Annotated in this window: 22 protein-coding genes; 16 read left to right on the top strand and 6 right to left on the bottom strand. The window is 59.4% G+C overall.

Annotated elements, in window-relative coordinates; genetic code table 11:
* Window positions 1-129: 129 nt before the first annotated feature.
* The 7 genes from M5D89_RS14220 (at window position 130) to M5D89_RS04810 (ending at window position 7,728) form a co-directional block, all read left to right on the top strand.
* Window positions 130-252: a hypothetical protein gene (locus tag M5D89_RS14220; RefSeq protein WP_283102955.1), complete on the top strand. Its 123-nt coding sequence runs from the start codon at window positions 130-132 to the stop codon at window positions 250-252.
* A 95-nt stretch (window positions 253-347) separates the two neighbouring features.
* Entirely contained in the window at window positions 348-1,499 is a 1,152-nt protein-coding gene (gene metX / locus M5D89_RS04835; RefSeq protein ID WP_248884723.1) for a homoserine O-succinyltransferase MetX, read from the top strand.
* The gene (gene metW, locus M5D89_RS04830; RefSeq protein ID WP_248884722.1) at window positions 1,496-2,107 is read left to right on the top strand and encodes a methionine biosynthesis protein MetW; all 612 of its coding nucleotides are present in this window, start codon (window positions 1,496-1,498) and stop codon (window positions 2,105-2,107) included. Before metX ends, metW begins: the two co-directional genes overlap by 4 nt.
* A gap of 21 nt (window positions 2,108-2,128) precedes the next feature.
* Entirely contained in the window at window positions 2,129-2,785 is a 657-nt protein-coding gene (locus tag M5D89_RS04825) for a glutathione S-transferase family protein (protein WP_248884721.1), read from the top strand.
* Window positions 2,786-2,796: 11 nt separating this feature from the next.
* Window positions 2,797-3,576 carry a bifunctional demethylmenaquinone methyltransferase/2-methoxy-6-polyprenyl-1,4-benzoquinol methylase UbiE gene (ubiE, locus tag M5D89_RS04820; protein WP_248884720.1) on the top strand — a complete coding sequence of 260 codons (780 nt, stop codon included), beginning with the start codon at window positions 2,797-2,799 and terminating at the stop codon, window positions 3,574-3,576.
* A gap of 105 nt (window positions 3,577-3,681) precedes the next feature.
* Complete coding sequence (metE, locus tag M5D89_RS04815; RefSeq protein ID WP_248884719.1) at window positions 3,682-6,030, top strand: 5-methyltetrahydropteroyltriglutamate--homocysteine S-methyltransferase; 2,349 nt, start codon at window positions 3,682-3,684, stop codon at window positions 6,028-6,030.
* A 111-nt stretch (window positions 6,031-6,141) separates the two neighbouring features.
* Window positions 6,142-7,728 (top strand): SulP family inorganic anion transporter, encoded by a 1,587-nt coding sequence (locus M5D89_RS04810; RefSeq protein WP_248884718.1) that lies wholly within the window; start codon window positions 6,142-6,144, stop codon window positions 7,726-7,728.
* On the opposite strand, the gene M5D89_RS04805 is transcribed toward M5D89_RS04810, so the two are convergent.
* The 3 genes from M5D89_RS04805 to M5D89_RS04795 are packed head-to-tail and all read right to left on the bottom strand — an operon-like array spanning window position 7,725 to window position 9,713.
* Window positions 7,725-8,624 (bottom strand): type IV pilus assembly protein FimV, encoded by a 900-nt coding sequence (locus M5D89_RS04805; protein ID WP_248884717.1) that lies wholly within the window; start codon window positions 8,622-8,624, stop codon window positions 7,725-7,727. The genes M5D89_RS04810 and M5D89_RS04805 overlap by 4 nt on opposite strands.
* A gap of 57 nt (window positions 8,625-8,681) precedes the next feature.
* On the bottom strand, window positions 8,682-9,314 hold the full coding sequence (locus M5D89_RS04800; RefSeq protein WP_248884716.1) for a GTP-binding protein: 633 nt from the start codon (window positions 9,312-9,314) through the stop codon (window positions 8,682-8,684).
* A 6-nt stretch (window positions 9,315-9,320) separates the two neighbouring features.
* Window positions 9,321-9,713, bottom strand: a complete 393-nt coding sequence (locus M5D89_RS04795; protein ID WP_248884715.1) for a hypothetical protein — start codon at window positions 9,711-9,713, stop codon at window positions 9,321-9,323.
* A gap of 139 nt (window positions 9,714-9,852) precedes the next feature.
* Here M5D89_RS04795 and M5D89_RS04790 point away from each other — a divergent pair, with 139 nt between their 5' ends.
* The 3 genes from M5D89_RS04790 to M5D89_RS04780 all read left to right on the top strand — a co-directional run bounded on the left by M5D89_RS04790 (window position 9,853) and on the right by M5D89_RS04780 (window position 11,934).
* Entirely contained in the window at window positions 9,853-10,233 is a 381-nt protein-coding gene (locus M5D89_RS04790; RefSeq protein WP_248884714.1) for a YMGG-like glycine zipper-containing protein, read from the top strand.
* A gap of 13 nt (window positions 10,234-10,246) precedes the next feature.
* Window positions 10,247-10,750 carry a hypothetical protein gene (locus M5D89_RS04785; protein WP_248884713.1) on the top strand — a complete coding sequence of 168 codons (504 nt, stop codon included), beginning with the start codon at window positions 10,247-10,249 and terminating at the stop codon, window positions 10,748-10,750.
* A 257-nt stretch (window positions 10,751-11,007) separates the two neighbouring features.
* Window positions 11,008-11,934, top strand: a complete 927-nt coding sequence (locus M5D89_RS04780; protein ID WP_346347703.1) for a septal ring lytic transglycosylase RlpA family protein — start codon at window positions 11,008-11,010, stop codon at window positions 11,932-11,934.
* Between the two features lie 9 nt (window positions 11,935-11,943).
* On the opposite strand, the gene kch is transcribed toward M5D89_RS04780, so the two are convergent.
* Together kch and mrdA are read right to left on the bottom strand one after the other, a co-directional pair.
* Window positions 11,944-13,182, bottom strand: coding sequence for a voltage-gated potassium channel protein (kch, locus tag M5D89_RS04775; RefSeq protein ID WP_248884711.1), 1,239 nt, complete (start codon window positions 13,180-13,182; stop codon window positions 11,944-11,946).
* 218 nt (window positions 13,183-13,400) lie between these two features.
* Window positions 13,401-15,251 carry a penicillin-binding protein 2 gene (gene mrdA / locus M5D89_RS04770; protein ID WP_248884710.1) on the bottom strand — a complete coding sequence of 617 codons (1,851 nt, stop codon included), beginning with the start codon at window positions 15,249-15,251 and terminating at the stop codon, window positions 13,401-13,403.
* A 138-nt stretch (window positions 15,252-15,389) separates the two neighbouring features.
* Here mrdA and M5D89_RS04765 point away from each other — a divergent pair, with 138 nt between their 5' ends.
* The 6 genes from M5D89_RS04765 to proB all read left to right on the top strand — a co-directional run bounded on the left by M5D89_RS04765 (window position 15,390) and on the right by proB (window position 21,007).
* The gene (locus M5D89_RS04765; RefSeq protein ID WP_248884709.1) at window positions 15,390-16,862 is read left to right on the top strand and encodes a Do family serine endopeptidase; all 1,473 of its coding nucleotides are present in this window, start codon (window positions 15,390-15,392) and stop codon (window positions 16,860-16,862) included.
* Between the two features lie 12 nt (window positions 16,863-16,874).
* On the top strand, window positions 16,875-18,029 hold the full coding sequence (locus tag M5D89_RS04760; protein ID WP_248884708.1) for a D-alanyl-D-alanine carboxypeptidase family protein: 1,155 nt from the start codon (window positions 16,875-16,877) through the stop codon (window positions 18,027-18,029).
* Between the two features lie 94 nt (window positions 18,030-18,123).
* Window positions 18,124-18,435, top strand: coding sequence for a 50S ribosomal protein L21 (rplU, locus tag M5D89_RS04755; RefSeq protein ID WP_248884707.1), 312 nt, complete (start codon window positions 18,124-18,126; stop codon window positions 18,433-18,435).
* Window positions 18,436-18,449: 14 nt separating this feature from the next.
* Entirely contained in the window at window positions 18,450-18,707 is a 258-nt protein-coding gene (rpmA, locus tag M5D89_RS04750) for a 50S ribosomal protein L27 (RefSeq protein WP_215872921.1), read from the top strand.
* A 51-nt stretch (window positions 18,708-18,758) separates the two neighbouring features.
* Window positions 18,759-19,886, top strand: coding sequence for an Obg family GTPase CgtA (cgtA, locus tag M5D89_RS04745; RefSeq protein ID WP_248884706.1), 1,128 nt, complete (start codon window positions 18,759-18,761; stop codon window positions 19,884-19,886).
* Window positions 19,883-21,007: a glutamate 5-kinase gene (proB, locus tag M5D89_RS04740; RefSeq protein ID WP_248884705.1), complete on the top strand. Its 1,125-nt coding sequence runs from the start codon at window positions 19,883-19,885 to the stop codon at window positions 21,005-21,007. Before cgtA ends, proB begins: the two co-directional genes overlap by 4 nt.
* A 7-nt stretch (window positions 21,008-21,014) precedes the next feature.
* On the opposite strand, the gene M5D89_RS04735 is transcribed toward proB, so the two are convergent.
* Entirely contained in the window at window positions 21,015-21,941 is a 927-nt protein-coding gene (locus M5D89_RS04735; RefSeq protein ID WP_248884704.1) for a cation diffusion facilitator family transporter, read from the bottom strand.
* Window positions 21,942-21,986 lie beyond the last annotated feature (45 nt).

Raw genomic sequence — 21,986 nt, 5'->3', positions numbered from 1 at the left:
CCCCGTCTCTTTTCAGAGGAAAAAGCAGGTATACTCCGGGAAATTTGCCAAGCTGCCCCAAAACGACTGGGGTAAACTGGAGTAGATTGCCTTGCGCATGGGTCTCTGATTGCTGTGCTGCTGCTATTCATGAACGCCTTGAGCGGCTGTGCGACGGTGGGGGATGCCGTGGGTACCGCCGCCGATGGTGCGGTGGATGTGGTCGGAGCAGGGGTACATGCAGGCGCTGCCGTGGTGCGTACTACCACTTGAGCTCGTCGCGGTTCGCGAACAACGGGCGATTGCTTGTTCCCTGACCGGCGCCTCAGTAGACTCTCACGTCTTGCTTCACTCCTGTAAGGACAACGATGCCGGAGACCAATCCCGAGGATTCGGTGGGCGTAGTACAACCCCTGGATTTCCATGTACCTGAACCTCTCGCGCTGACCTCGGGGCGCACTCTGCCAGGATATACCCTGCGCTATGAGTGCTACGGCGAACTCAACGCCGCACACAGTAACGCAATCCTGATCTGCCACGCCCTATCCGGCGATCATCACGCGGCGGGCTATCACAGCTTGGATGATCGCAAACCCGGCTGGTGGGATACCATGATCGGCCCGGGCAAACCCATCGATACGCGACGATTTTTCGTGGTATGCAGCAACTTTCTGGGGTCTTGCCGCGGCTCGACGGGGCCAGCGAGTATCAACCCCGCTACTGGCGAGCCTTGGGGTCTGGATTTCCCCATGGTCACCGTCACCGATTGGGTGCAGACGCAGATTGCCTTGAGTGACTATTTGGGCATCGACTGTTGGGCGGCGGTGATCGGTGGCAGCCTCGGGGGTATGCAGGTACTGCAATGGGCGATTGATCATCCCCAACGCCTGCACCATGCCGTTGTGATAGCCGCAGCGCCGAAATTGAGCGCCCAAAACATTGGCTTCAACGAGGTCTGTCGTCAGGCCATCATGAGTGATCCAGACTTTCACGCTGGTCGCTACTACCAGGCGGGAGTCAAACCGCAACGCGGCCTGGCTCTGGCACGGATGATCGGGCACATTACCTATCTTTCCGATGATGCGATGGGAAAAAAATTTGGTCGCGAGACCCGCGGTGGCAAGGCGCTGTCCTACGGCTTTGAGGTCGACTTCGAGGTCGAGAGCTATCTTCGCTATCAAGGCTCACGCTTTGTCGACCAATTCGACGCCAATAGCTACCTGTTCATCACCAAGGCCCTGGACTATTTCGACCCAGCGGCGGCACATGGCGGGGATCTCGCCGCCACGTTTGCCGCAGTGCAAGCCAAATTTCTCGTGGTCTCCTTCAGCAGCGACTGGCGTTTTTCGCCGGAGCGCTCGCGCGAGATCGTCCAGGCCCTGTATACCGCCGGTGTCCCCGTAAGCTACGCCGAGATCGAGGCCCAGCATGGTCACGATTCTTTCCTTTTGCCGATTCCACAGTATCTGCGCGTCATGCGGGCATACCTGGAGCGCATCGCCGAGGAGCTGGCCCTATGAGCACATCACCATTGCGAGCGGATCTGCAAATCATTGCCGACTGGATCAGACCCAACAGTCGCGTCCTGGACCTGGGCTGCGGCGAGGGGGAGTTACTCGATTATCTGCAGCGTGAAAAGGGCGTCCAAGCTTACGGTATCGAGCTCGACGAGGAACGGATTGCCGTGGCGCTGCGACGGGGCATCTCGGTTCTGCAGCAGGATCTCGATAGCGGGCTGCGCCAGTTCGCCAGCAATAGCGTCGATACGGTGGTGTTGTCCCTCACGCTCCAGGCCGTGCACTATCCCCGCGAGCTCTTGCTCGAGATGCTGCGCGTCGGCCGCGAGGGTATCGTCACCTTTCCCAACATGGGGCACTGGCGCGCCCGCTGGCAGCTGGGCTTGGGGGGACGAATGCCGATGACCCACGTGCTGCCGCATTCGTGGTACGATACGCCGAATATCCATCTTTGTACCATTCGCGATTTCGACGCCCTCTGTCGGGAAAATCGCATCGAGGTGCGCGAGCGGATGGTGCTCGACGATCGTCGTCGCAGTACTGCGCCGAACCGTATCTGGCCAAATCTTCTTGCAGAACTGGCCTTGTATCGATGCGCTCGGCCAGACTGAGCGGACTGCGCAGGAGCCATCATGACCCTGGAACTGATCAGTTTTCCTCTCTGCCCCTATGTGCAGCGCTCGGTCATTACCCTGCTGCACAAAGAGGTGCTGTTCACCCTCACCCACATCGATCTGGCCCACAAGCCCGACTGGTTTTTGCAGATCTCGCCCTTGGGCAAGGTGCCCTGTCTGCGGGTAGACGAGCATACGGTGCTCTTCGAGTCGCAGGTGATCAACGAGTACCTCGACGAGACCCTCCCGCCAGCGTTGCATCCCGAAGATCCGCTGGAGCGAGCGCGCCATCGGTCTTGGATCGCCCTGGGGGGCGAGGCCCTGGGAGATCAATTTCAGATGATGGTGGCACAGGGGGAAGAACGTTTCACTGCGGCACATCGCCAGCTCTTCAACAAGCTGGAGCGACTAGAGGCAGCAATGAAGAATGGCCCCTTCTTCGCCGGCGAGCGCTTCAGCCTGGTGGACGCTGCCTTGGCGCCCTTGTTCATGCGTATGGAGATCCTGCATGCGTTGCGGCCATTGCCGCGCTGGGAAAGTCTGGGCAAACTGCGCTTGTGGACCGCCGTTCTGATGGAGTTGCCGGAAGTGGCGGGCTCGGTGCGGGCAGATTTTGCTGATCTGCTCCGCACCTATCTGAGTGAAAAGGGCAGCCTGCTGCTGCGCACATTGTGACGGAGGAAGGAATGACGGACCAGGATCTACCAGAGAACGCGCCTGAACCCAGCACCACCCACTTTGGTTACCAAGAAGTCCCGGAGACAGAGAAGGAAGGCATGGTACGTGGTGTTTTCAGCAGCGTTGCTGGCCGCTACGACTTGATGAACGACCTGATGTCCCTGGGTGTACATCGGCTGTGGAAACGCTATGCCATCGACCTTGCCCGCCCGCGCCCGGGGCAGCAGGTACTGGATCTGGCAGGCGGCACCGGCGACCTGGCGCTGCTGATGCACAAACGCCTGCAACCGCATGGCCGCATTGTCGTCTCGGACATCAATCCGGACATGCTCGCCGTGGGGGAGAGACGTCTGGCCGACAGGGGGGTGCTGGCGGGAGTGGAATTCGTCGAGGCCAATGCTGAGGAACTGCCGTTTCCCGATCAACAGTTCGACCTCGTCACCCTGGCCTTTGGTATCCGCAACATGACCCATCCCGAGCGTGCCTTGGCGGAGATCTATCGGGTTCTCAAGACCGGCGGCCGCGCACTGATCCTGGAGTTTTCCCACCCCCGTTGGCCCGGTCTGCAAAGCCTCTATGACCTCTACTCCTTCAATCTGTTGCCAAAAATTGGGGAAATTGTCGCCAAAGACCGCGAAAGCTATCAATATCTGGTCGAGTCCATTCGCCGCTTTCCCGATCAGGAAAGCTTCCGCATGATGATGGAAGATGCCGGCTTCGCCCGGGTAGACGTACACAATCTTTCCGGCGGCATTGTCGCCATCCACCGCGGCTTCCGTCTCGACTAAATTCCCGAGCATGAAGGGGATTCATCTCCCTCGTCAAAATTTTCCCCTTGAGCGCCGCCGGTTGGCGGGGCATCATGGCGGCAATTTTGGCAAAGGAGTGATGACATGACCCGGGTGCACAATCTTGGTTTTCCCCGCATTGGCCACAAGCGTGAGCTGAAGAAGGCCACTGAGGCCTACTGGTCCGGCGAGATCGACGGTGCCGAACTGGAGGCCCGGGGTGCACAGCTCCGGGAGCGGCACTGGCGGATTCAGCAGACCTGTGGCGTCGATCTGGTCCCCGTGGGCGACTTTACCTTCTACGACCAGATGCTCGACATGAGCTGCACCCTGGGTGCCATTCCCCCCCGTTATGGCTTCTCCGGTGGCCAAGTCGATCGCGATACCTTCTTTGCCATGGCCCGTGGTTCCAAGACCCAGCCCGCTATGGAGATGACCAAGTGGTTTGACACCAATTACCACTACATCGTCCCCGAATTCCACGCGGGCATGGATTTCCGCCTCAGCAGCAACCGTCTTTTTGCGCAGGTCAAAGAGGCCCAAGCCCTGGATCTGCAGGCCAAACCCGTCCTGGTCGGCCCCCTCACCTATCTGTGGTTGGGCAAGGAAAAGGACTTGGACAGCACCCACGGCGAGGTCGGCCATCGCCATGACGAGGGCTGCACCGGGCACGGCGAGGCGCCCCGCCACAGCGGCTTTGACCGTTTGAGTCTGTTACCCAAGATTCTGCCCGTCTATGCCGAAATCCTCGCCAAACTGGCGGAGCAGGGCGTTGATTGGGTGCAGATGGACGAACCGGCGTTGGTCCTCGATCTCCCGGCAGAATGGCTGCAGGCGCTGGACCAGGCCTACGCCCAGTTGAGTCAAGGGAAAACCCCCAAGATCCTGTTGGCCACCTACTTCGAATCCGTCGCGGAACATGCCGCCCGCCTCAAGGCCCTGCCGGTTGCTGGTCTGCATCTCGACCTGCGCCGCGCCCCGGCCCAGCGCGATGCCTTCGTCGCCGACTATCCGGCCGACAAGGTGTTGTCCCTGGGGGTGGTAGACGGACGCAACGTGTGGCGCACCGACCTCGATGCCGCCTTGGAACTCCTCGCCCCAGCCCACCAGGCCCTGGGCGATCGCCTCTGGGTAGCCCCGTCCTGCAGCCTGATGCATAGCCCGGTCGACCTGAGTCAGGAAAACGAGCTCGATGCTGAGCTCAAATCCTGGCTGGCCTTTGCGGTACAGAAGCTGGATGAGCTGCATATTCTTGCCCGTGCCCTCGATCAGGGCGAGGCTGCAGTTGCGGCTGAGCTGGAGGAGGCACGTAAGGCCGTTGCCTCGCGCAAGAGCTCGCCGCGGATCCACAACAGCACCGTCAGCGCGCGCTTGCAGCAGCTAGGTGACGACGACGGACACCGTGCCAGCCCATTCCCGGCACGCGCCAAGGCGCAGGCCGCGCGCTTCAAGCTGCCCCCCTTCCCCACCACCACCATCGGCAGCTTTCCCCAAACCCCAGAGATCCGCAAGGCGCGGATGCAGCATCGCAAAGGCGAGCTCTCAGCAACCGACTATCACCAAGCCATGGAGGCCGAGGTGGCCTTGGTGGTCAAGGAGCAGGAGCGCCTGGGCCTGGACGTGCCGGTACACGGCGAGCCAGAGCGCAACGACATGGTGGAATACTTTGGCGAGCAGTTGGCCGGCTTTGCTTTTACCCGCCACGGCTGGGTGCAGAGCTATGGTTCCCGCTATGTGAAGCCGCCGCTCATTTTTGGCGATGTGTCCCGTCCCCACCCGATGACCGTGGAATGGGCCAAATACGCCCAGTCCCTCACCAGCAAGCCGATGAAGGGCATGCTCACCGGGCCGGTCACCATCTTGCAGTGGTCCTTTGTGCGCGACGATCAGCCACGGGAACGCACCGCCCTGCAGATTGCCCTGGCCATCCGCGACGAGGTCAAGGACCTCATCGACGCCGGTATCGGCATCATCCAGATCGACGAACCCGCCTATCGGGAAGGCCTGCCCCTCAAGCGCAAGGACTGGGACAGCTACCTGGCCTGGGCTTCCCGTGCCTTCCGCATTTCAGCGCAGGTTGCTGCCGATGATGTGCAGATCCACACCCACATGTGCTACTCGGAGTTCAACGATATCCTGCCGGCTATCGCCGCCATGGATGCCGACGTCATCACCATCGAGACCTCGCGCTCGCAGATGGAACTCCTGGACGCCTTCGCCACCTTCAACTACCCCAACGAAATCGGACCGGGTGTCTACGATATCCATTCCCCGCGCGTTCCCAGTGTGGAGGAGATGGTGCAGTTGATGGAAAAGGCCGCCAAGGTCGTGCCGGCGGAGCGACTCTGGGTCAACCCCGATTGTGGCCTGAAAACCCGCAAGTGGGCAGAGGTCACCCCCGCGTTGGAGAACATGGTCCAAGCGACCAAGGAAATCCGCCAGCGCTTGGCCTGATCCAGCCTGGTAGAAGGGCATCAACCCCCGCGTTGCGGGGGTTTTTTTTCGGAACCAGCCCGTCATCGCACAGTCTAAGCGCCGGATAAAGCCAACAAAGAGAGCGAACGAATGCAGACAACACCAGCCGAGAACTCGGCGGAACCGGCACAAGCGGTATCGCTATCACCGTTCAAGAACCTACGGTATGACGTCCCGGCAGCCTTGGTAGTGGCCTTGGTCGCCATCCCCCTGTGTCTCGGGGTCGCCCTCGCCTCAGGTGCGCCGCTCCTCGCCGGCATCGTCGCCGGCATCATCGGCGGCATCATTGTGCCACTGTTCAGCAAATCCCCGCTCTCGGTGAGCGGACCCGCCGCTGGACTGACCGCCATCATTCTCGTCGCCATCCAGAATCTGGCGAGTTTTTCGGCCTTCCTGCTCGCGGTGCTCATCGCCGGTGGCATACAAATCCTGCTTGGCCTATTGCGCGCCGGGAGCATTGCCTATTTCTTCCCCTCCGCGGTCATCGAAGGGATGCTCGCAGCCATCGGTATCATTCTGATCATGAAGCAATTCCCTTATGCCGTCGGCGTCGATATCGGCCAATTTGGCAGTCAGGCGTTCGCCACCGGCAGCGGAGAAAATACCTTCTCCGGCATCATCAGTGCGCTCTCCCATGTCGAATGGGGCGCACTTCTCATTAGCCTGCTCTGCCTGCTCATCCTCCTGGTCTGGGATGCGGTACCCCTACTCAAGCGGCAGACCTGGTTTTCTGGTCCCTTGATTGCCGTCCTGGCAGGAACACTATTGAACCTCCTCTTCGCCCACACTCTTCCGGCGCTGCATCTGTCTGCCGAATACCTCGTGCGGTTGCCGGTCATTCACTCTCTGAGCGACCTGGGCAACCTCTTCCATTTCCCCGACTGGAGCGCCTTCCAGAAGCAGCAGGTTTGGGTGGTCGGCGTCACTATCGCTATTGTCGCCAGCCTGGAGAGTCTTCTCTCCATCGAAGCCGCAGACAAATTGGATCCCTTCAAACGACGCACACCGCTGGATGGCGAACTCGTAGGCCAGGGGATTGCCAACCTGCTCAGCGGTCTGATTGGCGGCCTACCCGTCACCGCAGTGATTGTGCGTGGCAGTGCCAACATCGCTGCCGGTGGCCGCAGCAAAGCCGCCGCCTTCCTGCATGGCGTCTTTCTGTTGCTGGCGGTGCTGTTGGCAGCAAGCGTACTGAACCAGATTCCCCTCGCCGCCCTGGCCAGCATTCTGATCGTGGTGGGCTTCAAACTCGCGCACCCGCGGGTCTTTCGCCATATGGCGCAATTAGGCAAGAGCCAATTCCTGCCCTTCGTCATCACGATCTTTACTGTGCTCTTTACCGACTTGCTGATTGGGGTTGGCATCGGCCTCGTCGTCGGCCTCTTTTTCGTTTTGCGTGCCAATTACCATAGCGCGTTGGATCTGCAAGAAACGGCGGCGGGAGAATACCTATTATGCCTCAAGCGAGAAATCACCTTCGTCAACAAGGCCCGTCTGGCGCGCATCCTGGATACGCTGCCCAGCGGTAGCTCGGTAACCCTGGACGGCGCACAGGTAGACTTCATCGATCATGACGTGCTGGAGGTGATTCGCAACTTTGAGCAATCCGCGTCTTTGCGGCGCATCCGCGTGCGCGAACAACATTTTGACAACCCGATATTGCAGAAAAAAGTCTAGTGGGTAAGGCGGGGGGACAGTTTGAGATTGCGCTCCGCCGCCAACTGTCTCAATGCTGCGGGATTGTTTCCAGCAGCGGTCAGGCGCTCCCACAGGGGATGCGGACCAAGGTTCATACCCGCGCGGAGCATGCGTTCGCGAATACCATGGCCTCCATCCCCCAGCGCCAAGTTCATCAATATCAGGGCATTGAGGTAGCCTTCAAGATCGCGCTGCTTGTGGGTAATGCGCAGCAGTTCAGCATACAACGGCAAGCGCAACGGCTCCTCTTGAATCGCTGCAAGGAGAATTGCGGTACCATAGTGGGGATCGGAATTTCGCGCGACCAGGGCAAGGGCCTTTGCCGCAGTCATGGGCTCCTCCAGCTCCGCTTCCGGAGAGGGGATGGGCATACCCATCTTTTCCGCGAGGACGAGAAGCTCCAAGTTGCCGGGATCGCGGCGCAACCCCTCGCCCACCCGCCGCGTCCACCAAACCTGGTCGCCAGGTGCGGCCCCCGCCTCGCCGAGACTATCCAATAATTGTGCATAGGCATTCAGATCTTCCAGGGCGAGGTAAGCATCCAGGAGCTGGTTGATCGCTCGACCATTACCAGGCTGCAAGTCTACATACCACCGCAACACCGTGGCTGCCTGGGAATAGTGTCCATACTGCATATAGATTTCTGCCTCTTGCAGCAGATCGTCGCCACTCAGCGCCTCTTCCTGCACCTCTTGCCCAGGTGCAGCGGGCACGCCTTGTGGCGCCGGCGCCGGCTCGACGGGGCGCGATCGCGGCGGCAATTCGGCCTCGGGCGAACGCTTCTTGCTCTTGCGCCGCCCAGTAAAACGGATGTACACCTCGATGGCGACCAACAGTACCACCACAATTTCCAGGATCAGCATCAAACCCTGCACGGATCACGCTCCTGATTGAACTCTGTACAGCTGAGCACTTAGTCGAAAACGAGAATTTTACCGCGGCGTGGAGTCGGGTCGGTATGGTCGTATGCCGTCGGGGATGAGTTCCTGACGCTCCGCATCCCGCCGCCCCATCTCTATCAGTAGCAGGCGCAACAGGGCAAGGACTTCTTGGTATTCCCGCACGTCGGTGCTGGTAAGGCGTAAACGTAGATCCCCATGCCGAAGATAGGGCGGGAGTTCCAGTTGTGCACGCTCCTCCGTCGCCAATTTATTCAGCGCTACCACGCCAGCAGGTTGATTCAAATAAGGTAATATCCGGTCTAGGTAGAGGTGGATGGCCTGCAACGGCTTGGGAATGCGCGCATCCATCAGCAACAACATGCCATTGGCATTTTTGCTCAAAATCTCCCACATGAACTGGAATCGTTCCTGACCGGGAATAGCGTAAATGTGCAAACGATCATTACTGGCTGGACAGTCCACCACCCCGTAATCCATGGCCACGGTGGTGGTCGTCTTTCCGTCGGCTACCGCTTCACTGTGCCTTGCATCCGTGGTAAGCGCTTGCGCCCCGAACAGTGTCTGCAGAACCGTGGTTTTCCCCGCACCCACATGACCGGCAACCAGGATTTTCTGTACCTTGCGCATCGACAATGAAGCGGAGGGATGGGTTTCCGCCCCCATGCTCGCTCAGGCAGCAGGCGCCGAAATTGCCTGCCCTACATATTTCCCAACCCAATGCTCAATATCCTGCACGTCGCGCAGGTGCCCATACAGACCGATGCGTGCCTCGAATTTTGTCACCGACGTGCCCACGCTATGCAGGGTGATCAAAATCGCATCGCCCCCAGAGGTGTAGCCCCGCAGCTCAACGGTTTGCGCATTCACCGTTTTGGACCCAGTAAAATGCATTCCTGCCGCCGGCAGGGCCCTTTCCGTCGCACTCTCTACCATCGCAAGAGAGGCAGGATAGTAAGTGTAATAGGGTACTGGATTGATTTGCGGCGCAACCGTGGAACTGCATGCACTCAGGAGGCCGGCCACCCCCAACCACAGTGCCACCATGACAAAGTTCTTTTTCATGCACTTATCCTCACTTCGCGGGATCTATAATCGAACCACAGAAGCTCGCAAATGCCTCTGGTTGCGCTATACTCGAAAGACTAGCACATTCCTGTGCGCTAGATCTAATTGCTTAGAAGATGCTGGGGGAGTCAATAAAATGGAAACAATTCGTTGGATGGCAGTGATCATCATCCCTATCGCCTTGGCCGGATGCGCCAATAATCCGTACGCCAGTAACGGCACCACGGCAAACACCACAGGTGGGGCGCTTCTCGGATCGATTGCCGGCGCGGTAATTGGCAATCAGACCGGATCTCCTCTGGCGGGGGCCGCCATTGGTGCAGGCTTGGGTGGGCTAGCTGGCTACGGAATCTCCCGTTCCCAGGAGCAGCAGGTCCCACAGGCGCCCCAACCAGGATACTATGCGGCGCCAGCAAACCCCACGCCATGCCCGCCGGGTTATACCTGCACGCCTACGGCGCCACAATACCAAACTCCACCCACCTGCCCCCCCGGCTATACCTGTACGCCAAACTGAGGACGGCAGGGCATTGACGCAACACAGCGCGTGGGTTCCCGGGCAACTTCGTTGGCAAGGCCGAGTGCCGCTTTGGCAACGACGAGGGATCATTATTTCTGGCCCCGGCTCTCTGCGCTGGGCACAGATAGAGGTGAATGGCGGCAAGATGCTCTTGCAGGTTCCCGCTGCTGCTTCCCGATCTGCTGCCGAGCCCTGCGAAGTGTTGCTGCATGCCAATGAAATCCTTGCCCTGAAGAGCGCACAGGGTAGCTGTAGCCCACTTCAACTGGATCGTCTCGGGGCAGGAGTAGAGCTACTGCGGCGCGAATGGATGCTCAGTCTATTCCTGTTTGGCCCAGTGCTCGGCGTATTTCTGGTCAACCTGATCTTTGGTATGCCCAGTTTCCTCTGGTGGACAGCGCTCGGGGTATTTTGCTTGTCTATCGCCATCATGGCGGGCCTGCTGCGACGCGATCTGCAAGCCATGCAGAGCTGGCTTCAGAGTCGACGCAAGCTTTGGGCGATGACCGAATAGCTGGGCCGGGCCACCATCTCCCCCTACCTTGGCTTGCAGATATCAAAAATTCCGTCTACCTTTCATTGGACTAAGTTCCAACCTTCGCGTACTGTGTCAGACGCATCATGAGCGAATTGCGGTCATTTGCAATGGGGGTGAAGAGATTCATGCAGGAGCCAGCACTCAGGAGCCTTGTCCGCTGGTCTTGCCTCGCCGCGGGACTTGCTACCTTGGCCGGCTGTGCCAGTGTATCCACGCCCCAGATAGCATCGACAGTGCGCAGTGCTCGCGCCGGCATGGCGTACTCCACCGGCACCACCTGCTATGCCCCATCGCCCAATTTACAGGCGGCATATAACCAGCCCTATGAGATCAATGGGCAATGGTACCATCCATTGCAGAGTGCCCAAGGCTATGCGCAGACGGGCATCGCCTCTTGGTATGACATCGCCTCATCCAGTCACGTCACCGCTATGGGAACAGCATTTCATGACAACCGACTGACGGCTGCCAGCCGCGTGTTACCTCTACCCACTTGCGTGCGCGTCACCAATTTACAGAATGGTCGCAGCATCCTGGTACTGGTGAATGATCGCGGGCCCTTCGTCCCCGGACGCATCATGGATCTGTCGATTGGCAGCGCCCATGCCCTGGGGCTCGTCAATCAAGGCACGGCATCCGTGCGGATCCAGGCGATGCAAGGCAACTTGCCGACGCCAACACCCTATCAGCCACCCGTCCTTCCGCAGTTGCTACCGGTACAAAACACCCAACCCGCAGCCCCGCCAGTCCCTACACCCATGCGTACCCATACCGACAACCCATATTCTCGCGCGCAATTGCGCTCCGTAGTTGCGAATACTTTTGCCGAGCAAGCAGTTCCCCAGGCACCGATCTCGACAACGCCGATCGCGCCGAAGGCGAGGCCAAGACCAGCTACCAATGCGGTGCTTGCGCGTCCGCAGTTGGAGAAGGTGATTTACTTGGTGAGCGCAGAGCCCATGCAACTGGAACAGGCAAAACGAGAAGAACAAAAACTACACGCCTTTGGCATTACCACCGCGCACCTGGTCCCACAATCGACGGGATATGCGGTGAAAATTGGTCCTTTGGCTAGCACCGACAATACGGCTGGCTACGTGCACAGCCTGCAACGGCTCAATTTGGGGAATTTCCAGCTCAGTCAGAAGATTGACGGCTAAAAAACGTACTCAGGCCTTCGCGCCAGTGCTGAAGATGGTGTCCAAGATGGCATCGCCCTGAAATTCGACCCCCATGAGACTATCCACCAAGAGTTGTCCACCGAGAACTTCAGGCGCAATCACCAAGTCCACCCCCGTTTGTCGCAAGCGCTGGAGGTGCCGCTGATTTCCCACCAACGCTACGGTCTTGCCGGGAATCTGCATTTCCTTTGCCGTCAGAACGATAAAGGCATTTTCACTATCGTCTTTGCGCAAAGCCAGAATTCCCAACGCCCGCATGGCGCCGGCGCGAAGCAGCACGGCCGGGTCGGTAGGATCACCAACGAAGAGGTCTTCCTCGGGTAGCCACAAGGGCTCCGGGCGCGCCGGAGCGACGACCAATACCTTCAAATGTCGCCGGCGCAGCGCACGATAGGTATTCTGCGCAAAGAGATTATCACCGATGAGTACATAGTGGTCACTCCAGTCGGATCTTTTCTCCCCCAGGAGCAGCCGCTGCATGCGCCCATTGATCAGCGGTACCACCACCGCAGAAATCGAGGTGGCGAAGACGGTAATTCCCAGAATGATAATGGAAATGACGAAGTAACGCGCCTCTGGACTCTTGGGAGTGATATCTCCATAGCCAACGGTCGACATCGTTACTACCGCAAAATACAGAGCCGATTCCAGCGATTTAATCTTGGGACTGAAGCCCGCCCCCAAAACATAAGAGCCAAATACTGCATAACTCATCAAGAGGACAATAGACAACGACGCAAAAAGAGTACCTGCGGCCACACTCGAGCGCGAGAAATGGCGGCGAAACAACAACAGGGCGAGCAGGATCGCGCCATTGAAAACCAGCATGGCCACACTGAGCCGCTGATAATGGTGGAGCAGGAGCGCCAGACTGACGGCGGAGATGATTAGCGTCAATGCCCAGGACAGGCGCGAGCGAAACAACAGCCCCAAGGCCATGATCAAGAGAACAATCCCTACCACCAAGGAGGGAATGGCACCCAAATCGGACATCACCGGCAGGCCAGTCAAGGTGCTGCTCGGGGTGATGACCGACAACTGCGGAATCAAAGATTGCAGCGCCGGGAGTGCATGCAGAATCAGTACCCCGCCCAGGCCAGCAACGGCGATCGCGAGGGGGATCTGTGGGAACCAACGGTCGAGGCGCAGGAACGATCGCGCCCGTGTCCCCCACCGCCGCGCACGCTGCCAGGGAGAAAAGTGAAAAAGCTCCGTAGCCCGGATCATGCAGTCATGATCCCGCTACGGAGCGATACCAATCAGGAATGATCGCTGGCATCATCGCTGGTGAAGGTGCTCTTCATCCCCATGACCATGGCAATGACCCAGAGCAGGCTGAGAATGATAAATAATGCATAAAACATGACGAACTCCTCGCTTATTGATCGTGGCTTGTGCAAGCATATTAGAGCATAATTATAGTTTTCGGTTCCGCGGCTAACAGCTCACCCAAACGCCTGGGCAGGATCGACTACGATATTGGTAATAAAGGTATGCAATTTCAGTTTCGGACGCAAATAGGACAAGATGGCTGCCTTGGCCAAGGGCAGCGCCTGCCAGGCGTTACCGCCACCATCCTCCACCACGGCAGCCACGGCAATCTTCGGGTGATGATACGGCGCCCAACCAATGAAGAGAGAATCGTCATTATAGATCGTGTGCCCATGGGCGTAGCCAATGGGCACCTCTGCCGTACCGGTCTTTCCCGCAACCGTAAGGCCTGGATAGGCTACCGTCTTGCAGGTTCCCGAGGTCACACAGGCGCGCATACCCGCGCGCACGGCGTGCCAGGCCACAGCGGAAAAATGCAGCTGGCGTGCGGCGGGGAATTGCGGTGTCTGGATCTGACCCGTATTGGGGTTGCGCAGCTCCTTGACCAGATGCAGGTAGGGTAAGCGACCGCCGTTGGCAATGGCCGCGACGGCGCGCACCAGTTGCACTGGGGTAACCAAAAGATAGCCTTGACCGATGCCCAGAATGACGGTGTCACCGGTATACCATGGGGCATGCAGATGATTTCGCTTCCAGGTAGGCGTGGGCACCAAGCCTGGGGCACTACCTTCCAGATCGATCGGCGCCGGTTTGCCAAAACCAAAACGCCACAGGGTCTGGTCCTGCAAATGGATGCCCATTTTCATCGCCAATTTATAAAAGAAGACATCCACAGACCAGGCCAGGGCCTTGCGCAGCCCGGTCTCGCCAAAGCCGGCACGATACCAGTCCCAGAAGACATGCCCACCCACCTTGATGTATCCCGGGCAATAGGTATGGAAGTTTGCCGGGATGATCGCTTTTTGTAGCGCCTCCAGGGAGTAGAAGGGCTTGATCGTCGAGCCTGGAGGATAGAGTCCGGCCACGACGCGGTTGTCGAGCGGATGATCGGGGTCATGCAGCAAAGCACGCCAATGTTTGGCGCTAATGCCATCCACAAACCAGTTGGGGTTGTAACTGGGCTTGCTGACGCTTGCAAGGATGGCACCCGTATTTGGATCAATGGCAATGAGCGCGCCGCGATAATGTTCTTTCTTCATCACCTGGGCGACGGCCTTCTGCACCCGCAGTCGCAGGGTGGTGCGTACCGTATCCCCAGCCTTGGGCGCCACCCGCCGCAAGGGCGCTACTGGATCCCCAAGGGCATTGACACTGCGGATATCGTAGCCGAAATGGCCGCGCAATTGCCGTTCCAGGGTATATTCCAGCCCATTCACGCCAATGGTGCGCCGATATAGATATTGCTGCGGATCAAAGCCCTGCAGATCTTTTTGGGTAACCGGCCCGACATAGCCAACCGTATTGGCAAAGAGACTACCGTAGGGGTAATAGCGATGCCAGCGAATGGCCAAGCGTACCCCCGGATAATTCTGCTGGCGGACGGCGAAACGGGCAACCAGCGCAGGAGATAACTTGGGTAGGAGAACGCGAGGCAAATAGGCTGGCTTATCATCAATGGTCTGCAGAAGATGCGTTACCATTTTTTGTGGCAGTGGGAAATCCTGTTGCAACGCCTGCAAAGTTGCGCGCAAATGCTGCACCTCGTCAGGAATCAGCTCGAGGACATAGTGGGCGGAATTGCCCGCCAAGATCTGACCGTGATCCGCCAAAATCAGGCCCCGCGGCGGGGCAAGCGGGACCATCGCGGTGTGGTTGGCACGCGCCAGCTGGCGGAAACGTTGATAATGGAACACCTGCAGCACGACCACCCGACCCAACAACAGCAAAAGTAGCGCAACTAAAGTCAGCGCCGCCCAACCCAGACGTCGGCGAAAGCGACGTGATTCGTCTGCGTGCGTTTCCATGTGCAGAGATAGAGGCTCCACAGGCGAAAGAGTTCCCTCACGCAACACAGATTCATCTCCGTTAACAGGGCCTGCGGGAACTTCCCTGCAGCCATTCCGTCTTAGCTTTCGTCAAACAAAAAGAGGAATAGCCGATTTATGACCGCAAAAGCCGTGAAATCCCGTTCCATTTTCCTGGGTGTCAGCACTGCCGTGCTTGCCCTCGGCCTGACTGCTGCTGGAGTGTCCTTTGCCGCCAATGAGGGGATGCCTATTCCCAAGCCCATACTGCATAGTCCTGGGCCGAAGATGGTACCCGTGCCCGACTTCAGCCCGATCGTAGAGAAATATGGCAATGCCATCGTCAAGATCGATGACTCGGATACCAAGATCGTTGGCGCTGGGCAAGGGCAAAATCCCTTCCCGAAGAACTCACCGTTTTACCAATTCTTCCGGAATTTCCCGGGTGCGCAGCCGCCCCAGAAGGAAAAGGAGGAAGCCTTGGGATCGGGCTTCATTATCTCGCCCAACGGCTACATCGTTACCGCTGGGCATGTGGTGCGCGGCATGCATCACATTGTTGTCACCCTGACCAATCATCATGCCTATCCAGCCAAGATCGTCGGCCTCTCGGTACGTTACGATACGGCCTTGCTCAAGATCGATGCTCATGATCTGCCCACGGTGCAACTGGGCAACGCCAAAGACCTCAAGGTAGGGCAGTGGTTATTGGCGATTGGTATGCCGTTTGGCTTCTACAATACCGTCACTCAAGGCGTGGTCAGCGCCCTGGACCGCTCCCTGCCCCATGACGATGAGTACATCCCCTTCATTCAGAGTGATGTGCCCATCAACCCTGGCAATTCTGGCGGACCGATTTTCAACATGTCCGGTCAGGTAGTGGGTATCAATGATCAGATCTACACCAATGATGGCGGCTATATGGGCCTGAGCTTCAGCATCCCCATCAATACCGCCATGCGCGCCGTCGATGCCTTTCTTGCGCACCAGAAATTGCGTTTTGGCTGGCTCGGTGTCGACGTTCAGGATGTCACCCCACAAATTGCCCAGGCCATGCACCTGAAAGAACCCGTCGGTGCCTTGGTCGCCAACGTAGAACCCGGGGAAGCGGCAGCACGGGCTGGGCTCAAGACCGGTGATGTCATCGTCACCTACGACCACAAGCCGGTCTACAGTGTCGGCGAATTGCCCCCCTTGGTTGGCGATACGCTGCCCGGAACCACCGTTCCCATCGGTATCCTGCGCAATGGCAAGCCAGAAACCATCAACGCCACGATTAGCACCATGCCCTCCAAGATGCGCCATGCCGAGATGCAAAAAACCGCCGATATTCGGCGTCTCGGACTGCGGGTAACGACCCTTGACGCAGCGGAGAAGAAGAGCCTGGGTATCCACCATGGGGTACTCATCGAAAGTGTCTATCCTGGCCCGGCAGCGCAGATCGGCCTGCACGAAGGCATGGCCATCCAGCAGATCGCGCAGCAGCCCGTCAATACTCCAGAACAGTTGGCCGAAATCGTCAAAGGACTTCCCGCCCACCAACCGATCTCCCTCTTGGTACGGCAAGGGCACAACAGCCTCTTTGTGGTCATTCATCTTTCTAAAGACTAAGGATCTCGGCCTATGCTGTTCCCCTTGCGGCGCCTGCGGGCGCCCCTTCTTGTGTTTGCCCTTCTGCCCCTCGCCAGCCCCCTGGCTAGCGCTACGGACCTGCAACCGCCGGCGCCGCCGATTCCAGACTGCAAAAGCTATGTGCTGATGGATTCTCAAACTGGCGCCATCATCGCGGAGAAGGATCCCAACCTACAGCTCCCACCCGCCAGTCTGACCAAGCTGATGACGGCTTACCTCACCTATCGCGCCTTGGCGGATGGCCGCCTGCACTGGCACGAGCGGATTCCGGTCAGCAATGTCGCCTGGCACACCGGCGGATCCAGCATGTTCATTCAGCCCAATCTTCCGGTAACGGTGGAGCAGCTCATGCATGGCCTGATTATCGACTCGGGTAACGATGCCGCCGTGGCACTCGCCCAGGCCGTAGCAGGAAATCGCGCTACCTTCGTCGACGAAATGAATGCGGAAGCGCGCAAGATGGGGCTGCAGGGCGCCCATTATACGGATGTCGATGGTCTGCCGGATCCCGGACTGCACCTTTCCGCCCTCAATATCGCGACCATCTCCCGCAATCTGATTCAGCATTACCCGCAGGTCATCCAGATCTCCAAGATCAAGTATTACCGCTACAATCACATTACCCAGCGGAGCTGGAATCCCGCTCTCTTTGGGCACCCAAGCATCGATGGCTTGAAGACGGGGCACACCAACGCTGCCGGGCATTGCATGGATACAACGGCGATTCGTGATGGACGGCGGCTGATCGCCGTGGTCATGGGGGCCCCCAGTTGGCCAGCTGGAGTCCATGACGTTGTCGCCCTGCTCGATTATGGCTACTCCTTTACCCAGGATGTGGAGGCCGTGAAGGAGGGCACCATTCTGGGCCAATACCGCGATCCACAGCTCGATCCCGAGGCCTTTGCCGTACGGGCGGCGCGCGACGTCTGGGTGACTGTCCCCAGCGGCGAGCAGAAAAATCTGCAACGCAGTGTCAGCTATGACAAACTAGGCGACCACGGCGTCGCGGCTGGGGGGGTCGTCGGACAACTGCGCATCACTCTGCACGGCAAGGTCGTGGGCGAAACGCCGCTGCTTGCCACGCAAAGCAGCAAACCCGCAGGAACCGTCGGCACCCTCTGGCACGAGGCAGAAAATGCCCTCTAAGCTGGCAAGCTAGCGCAGCTTGACGGCACAGGGCTTTCTCCCTATGATTTAGACCTTTTCCGGCAACGCCCGCCGGCAGTCTGTGGAGGTTCTGATGTACGCGGTATTCGAGAGTGGTGGCAAACAATATCGAGCAGCGGTCGGGGACAAGCTGCGCTTGGAAAAGATCGAGGCCGAAGCCGGTAGCGAGCTGGTTCTGGACCGTGTACTGATGCTGGGCGAAGGGGAAGAGGTGCAGATCGGGCAGCCAATTTTGGCTGGTGCCTCGGTCAAGGCGACCATCCTCAGCCAGGGGCGGGCAGACAAGATCCATATTTTCAAGATGCGTCGTCGCAAGCATTTCCGCAAGCGGCAGGGTCATCGCCAGTACTTCACCGAAGTACGGATTACCAGCATCGACGCGTAAGGGAGACAAGATCCATGGCACACAAGAAAGCAGGCGGTTCCTCACGCAACGGCCGCGATTCCGAGTCCAAGCGACTGGGGGTCAAGCGTTACGGCGGGCAGGCCGTCATCGCTGGTAACATCATTATCCGCCAACGCGGCACGCAGTATCACCCCGGCGCCAATGTCGGGATCGGCAAGGATCACACCCTCTTCGCCCTCAGCGATGGGGTGGTACAGTTCGAGCGCAAGGGACCGCGCCAGGTCCGTACCGTCAGCGTCATCAACGGCTGAAAACAGCCATCGGGATAGCCCCGCCCCGACTCTGCGGGGCGGGGCTTTTCTATGCAATTTCTCGACGAAGTCCGTATCCAGGTCGGCGCCGGTAACGGTGGGCACGGCTCTGTCAGCTTTCGGCGGGAGAAATTCATTCCCTTCGGCGGTCCAGACGGCGGTGATGGCGGGCGCGGTGGTGATGTCTTTCTGGTCGCGCAGCAAAACCTGAACACCCTGATCGACTTTCGCTTTCAACGTCGCTATCGCGCGGAGAATGGCCACGGCGGGGCGGGACGGCAGATGACCGGGCGCGCCGGCAAGGACCTGGAAATCGCCGTCCCCATCGGCACCTTGGTCTACGACGAAGATACCCGCGAGTTGCTCGGAGATCTACGCGAAGACCAGCAAAGGCTGTTGATTGCCAAGGGTGGACGCGGTGGCCATGGCAACCTCTGGTACAAGACCAGTGTAAATCGTGCGCCGCGTCAGTTCGAGAAGGGCGGGATCGGTGAGGAGCGCAATCTCCGTCTGGAATTACGCCTCCTCGCCGACGTCGGACTCCTCGGGCTACCGAACGCGGGCAAGAGCACCTTCATCCGCGCCGTCAGCGCCGCCAAACCGAAAGTCGCCAGTTATCCCTTCACCACCTTGCATCCCCAGCTCGGTGTGGTGCGGGTAGGCGAGCACGAATCCTTCGTCCTCGCGGATATCCCCGGCCTGATCCCTGGCGCGGCCGAAGGCGCCGGGCTGGGCACCCGCTTCCTGCGGCATCTGCGCCGCACCCGCCTGTTGCTCCATCTGGTCGATATCGCCCCCCTGGAAGAAACGGAACCGGCAGCGAGCGTGACCGCCCTCGAGGCAGAACTAGCGGCGTACAGCGCCGAGCTCTCCAGCCGGCCGCGCTGGCTGATTGGCAACAAGGCGGATTTATTGCTCCCGGAAGAGGCAGAGGAGCGATTCCGCGCCTTGTGCCAAAGCCTCCAGTGGGCGGGTCCCGCTTTTCTTGTCTCTGCAGCAACTGGTGCTGGCTGCAAGGAGCTCGCGCAGGCGATCTGGCGCGCCTTGCCCGATCTACCGCCGGCTCCGGAACCCCATAGTGATGTCGACTGGGCAGAAGACGAGGAAATGGCCGAGGAGCAGGACTGGGACGAAGAGGATTGGGGGGACGCCGACTGGGAGGACGAGGAAGAGGAATGAGTCGCACAGAACTCGCCGAGACCCGCCGTTGGGTGGTCAAGATCGGCAGTAGCCTGCTCACTAATGAGGGAAGAGGCCTCAATCTACCCGCCATTGCTGCCTGGGTGGCACAGCTGACCGCGCTCCGCAAACAGGGGTTGGAGATCATTCTGGTTAGCTCCGGTGCCGTCGCTGCAGGGATGGAGCGTCTGGGCTGGCAGACGCGCCCGCGCGCCCTCGCGGAGTTGCAGGCTGCCGCCAGCATCGGTCAGGCCGCGCTCGTGCAGGTCTATCAGGGCTTCCTGCAAGAGGGGGGCCTGCTCGGTGCCCAGGTCCTCCTGACCCATGAAGACCTGCGTGATCGCCAACGCTATCTCTCTGCCCGGGCGACCCTGCGCACCCTACTGGAGATGGGTACCTTGCCCATTATCAACGAAAATGACGCCGTCGCCAGTGCCGAGCTGCGCTTTGGGGACAACGACACTCTGGCAGCAATGGTCAGCAATCTCCTCGAAGCGGAGGTGCTGGTCATCCTGACCGATCAGGCGGGCCTCTATGAGGCCGATCCCCGCCTGGACCCAAACGGAAAACTGCTCGCCGAAGTCCGTGCCGGCGATCCAGAACTCCTGGCGATGGCGGGCGGCGCCGGCACTGGGGTCGGCACCGGCGGCATGCGCAGCAAGGTGCTTGCGGCGGCCCGCGCAGCGCGCTCCGGCACCAGTACCATTGTTGCCAGCGGGCAGGAACCCGAGGTTCTCATCCGTTTGCAGCGCGGGGAAGTTCTCGGCACTCGCTTTCACCCGCAAATCCCCCGACTCGCGGCGCGGAAGCGCTGGCTTCTGGGCCAACTACATCCGATGGGGAAACTCTTTCTCGATGCCGGCGCTGCCCGGGTCTTGCGCGAGCGGGGTTCCAGCCTCTTGCCGGTGGGCGTCACGGCGGTCGAGGGAAGTTTTCAGTGCGGCGATCTCGTCTCCTGCTTCGATCCCAACGGGCAAGAGATTGCCCGTGGTCTGATCAATTTTGCCAGCATCGAGGTCTTGCCCCGACTCGGAAAAAACAGCGCGGAGATTGCCGAGCTCTTTGGCGAGCAGGAGGCTGTCGAGCTGATCCATCGCGACAACCTGGCACTTCTACCCTGAGAGAGCCCTAGACGTGGGCGTCGGGGGCCAAGGCGCAGTCGTGGGTGCCCCCCCCGGTTTCCACCTGCAGGGTGGGATGATGAATACGAAATTGCTGGTCCAGATCTTCTGCCAAATGATGCAGAAAGTCGTCCCCCGGAGTTCCGCCGGGCATGATGAGGTGGGCAGTTAGCGCATTCTCCGTGGTACTCATGGCCCAGATATGCAGGTCATGCACATCCTCGACACCCCGCTGACTGAGCAAAAATCGGCGCACAGCGACAGGGTCGATACCCATCGGCACCGCATGCAAGGCCAAGCCCATGGATTCCCGCAATACCCCCCAGGTAAACCAGACGATGAAGCCACTGACGATGATGCTGACCGCCGCGTCGGGCCAGAGCCAGCCGGTCAAAAGAATTAGGACACCGGTGCCCGCCACCGCAAGGGAAAGCGCGGCATCGCCCGCCATATGCAGAAAGGCCGCGCGCAGGTTGAGATCCGTCTTCTGCCCGGCCACGAAGAGCAGGGCGGTAGCGGTATTGATGACCACCCCCACCGCCGCGACAATGATGATGTCCCACGCCAGCACCGGTTCGGGATGCAAGAGGCGGAGCACAGACTCCCAGACGATCCCGCCCGTCACCAGGAGGAGAAATATGGCATTCGCCAGGGCGGATAGGATCGAGGCACCGCGTAGACCATAGGTAAAGCGCAGGGTGGGAGAACGCTGCGCCAACCTGCCGCCCGTCCAGGCCAGGATCAGGCCAAAAACATCGGCGAAATTATGACCGGCATCGGCCAGTAGGGCGAGGGAGCCGCCCAGGATGCCAAAGGCGACTTCCGCCAACACGAAGGACAGATTCAGGCCGATACCAATGGCAAAGGCACGTCCAAAATGCCCTGGTACATGATGATGCGCATGGTGATGGTGGTGTTCATGGTGCGCTTCCATTATTGACTCTCCCCTGCGCTGCTTTTTCTCACCTGCCCAAATCGA

Source organism: Acidithiobacillus acidisediminis, assembly GCF_023277115.1.
Lineage (GTDB): Bacteria > Pseudomonadota > Gammaproteobacteria > Acidithiobacillales > Acidithiobacillaceae > Igneacidithiobacillus > Igneacidithiobacillus acidisediminis.
The sequence above is the reverse complement of the archived record's forward strand: the minus strand, read 5'-3'. Positions and strand labels throughout refer to the sequence as shown.

Coding starts and splice junctions, on each gene's coding strand:
- M5D89_RS04765 (WP_248884709.1), top strand. CDS start 15,390: ATGACCGCAAAAGCCGTGAAATCCCGTTCCATTTTCCTGGGTGTCAGC.
- ubiE (WP_248884720.1), top strand. CDS start 2,797: ATGACGGACCAGGATCTACCAGAGAACGCGCCTGAACCCAGCACCACC.
- metX (WP_248884723.1), top strand. CDS start 348: ATGCCGGAGACCAATCCCGAGGATTCGGTGGGCGTAGTACAACCCCTG.
- M5D89_RS04825 (WP_248884721.1), top strand. CDS start 2,129: ATGACCCTGGAACTGATCAGTTTTCCTCTCTGCCCCTATGTGCAGCGC.
- kch (WP_248884711.1), bottom strand. CDS start 13,182: ATGATCCGGGCTACGGAGCTTTTTCACTTTTCTCCCTGGCAGCGTGCG.
- rpmA (WP_215872921.1), top strand. CDS start 18,450: ATGGCACACAAGAAAGCAGGCGGTTCCTCACGCAACGGCCGCGATTCC.
- M5D89_RS04800 (WP_248884716.1), bottom strand. CDS start 9,314: ATGGGGGCGGAAACCCATCCCTCCGCTTCATTGTCGATGCGCAAGGTA.
- M5D89_RS04795 (WP_248884715.1), bottom strand. CDS start 9,713: ATGAAAAAGAACTTTGTCATGGTGGCACTGTGGTTGGGGGTGGCCGGC.
- proB (WP_248884705.1), top strand. CDS start 19,883: ATGAGTCGCACAGAACTCGCCGAGACCCGCCGTTGGGTGGTCAAGATC.
- cgtA (WP_248884706.1), top strand. CDS start 18,759: ATGCAATTTCTCGACGAAGTCCGTATCCAGGTCGGCGCCGGTAACGGT.
- M5D89_RS04810 (WP_248884718.1), top strand. CDS start 6,142: ATGCAGACAACACCAGCCGAGAACTCGGCGGAACCGGCACAAGCGGTA.
- M5D89_RS04790 (WP_248884714.1), top strand. CDS start 9,853: ATGGAAACAATTCGTTGGATGGCAGTGATCATCATCCCTATCGCCTTG.
- metE (WP_248884719.1), top strand. CDS start 3,682: ATGACCCGGGTGCACAATCTTGGTTTTCCCCGCATTGGCCACAAGCGT.
- rplU (WP_248884707.1), top strand. CDS start 18,124: ATGTACGCGGTATTCGAGAGTGGTGGCAAACAATATCGAGCAGCGGTC.
- metW (WP_248884722.1), top strand. CDS start 1,496: ATGAGCACATCACCATTGCGAGCGGATCTGCAAATCATTGCCGACTGG.
- M5D89_RS04760 (WP_248884708.1), top strand. CDS start 16,875: ATGCTGTTCCCCTTGCGGCGCCTGCGGGCGCCCCTTCTTGTGTTTGCC.
- mrdA (WP_248884710.1), bottom strand. CDS start 15,251: ATGGAAACGCACGCAGACGAATCACGTCGCTTTCGCCGACGTCTGGGT.
- M5D89_RS14220 (WP_283102955.1), top strand. CDS start 130: ATGAACGCCTTGAGCGGCTGTGCGACGGTGGGGGATGCCGTGGGTACC.
- M5D89_RS04735 (WP_248884704.1), bottom strand. CDS start 21,941: ATGGAAGCGCACCATGAACACCACCATCACCATGCGCATCATCATGTA.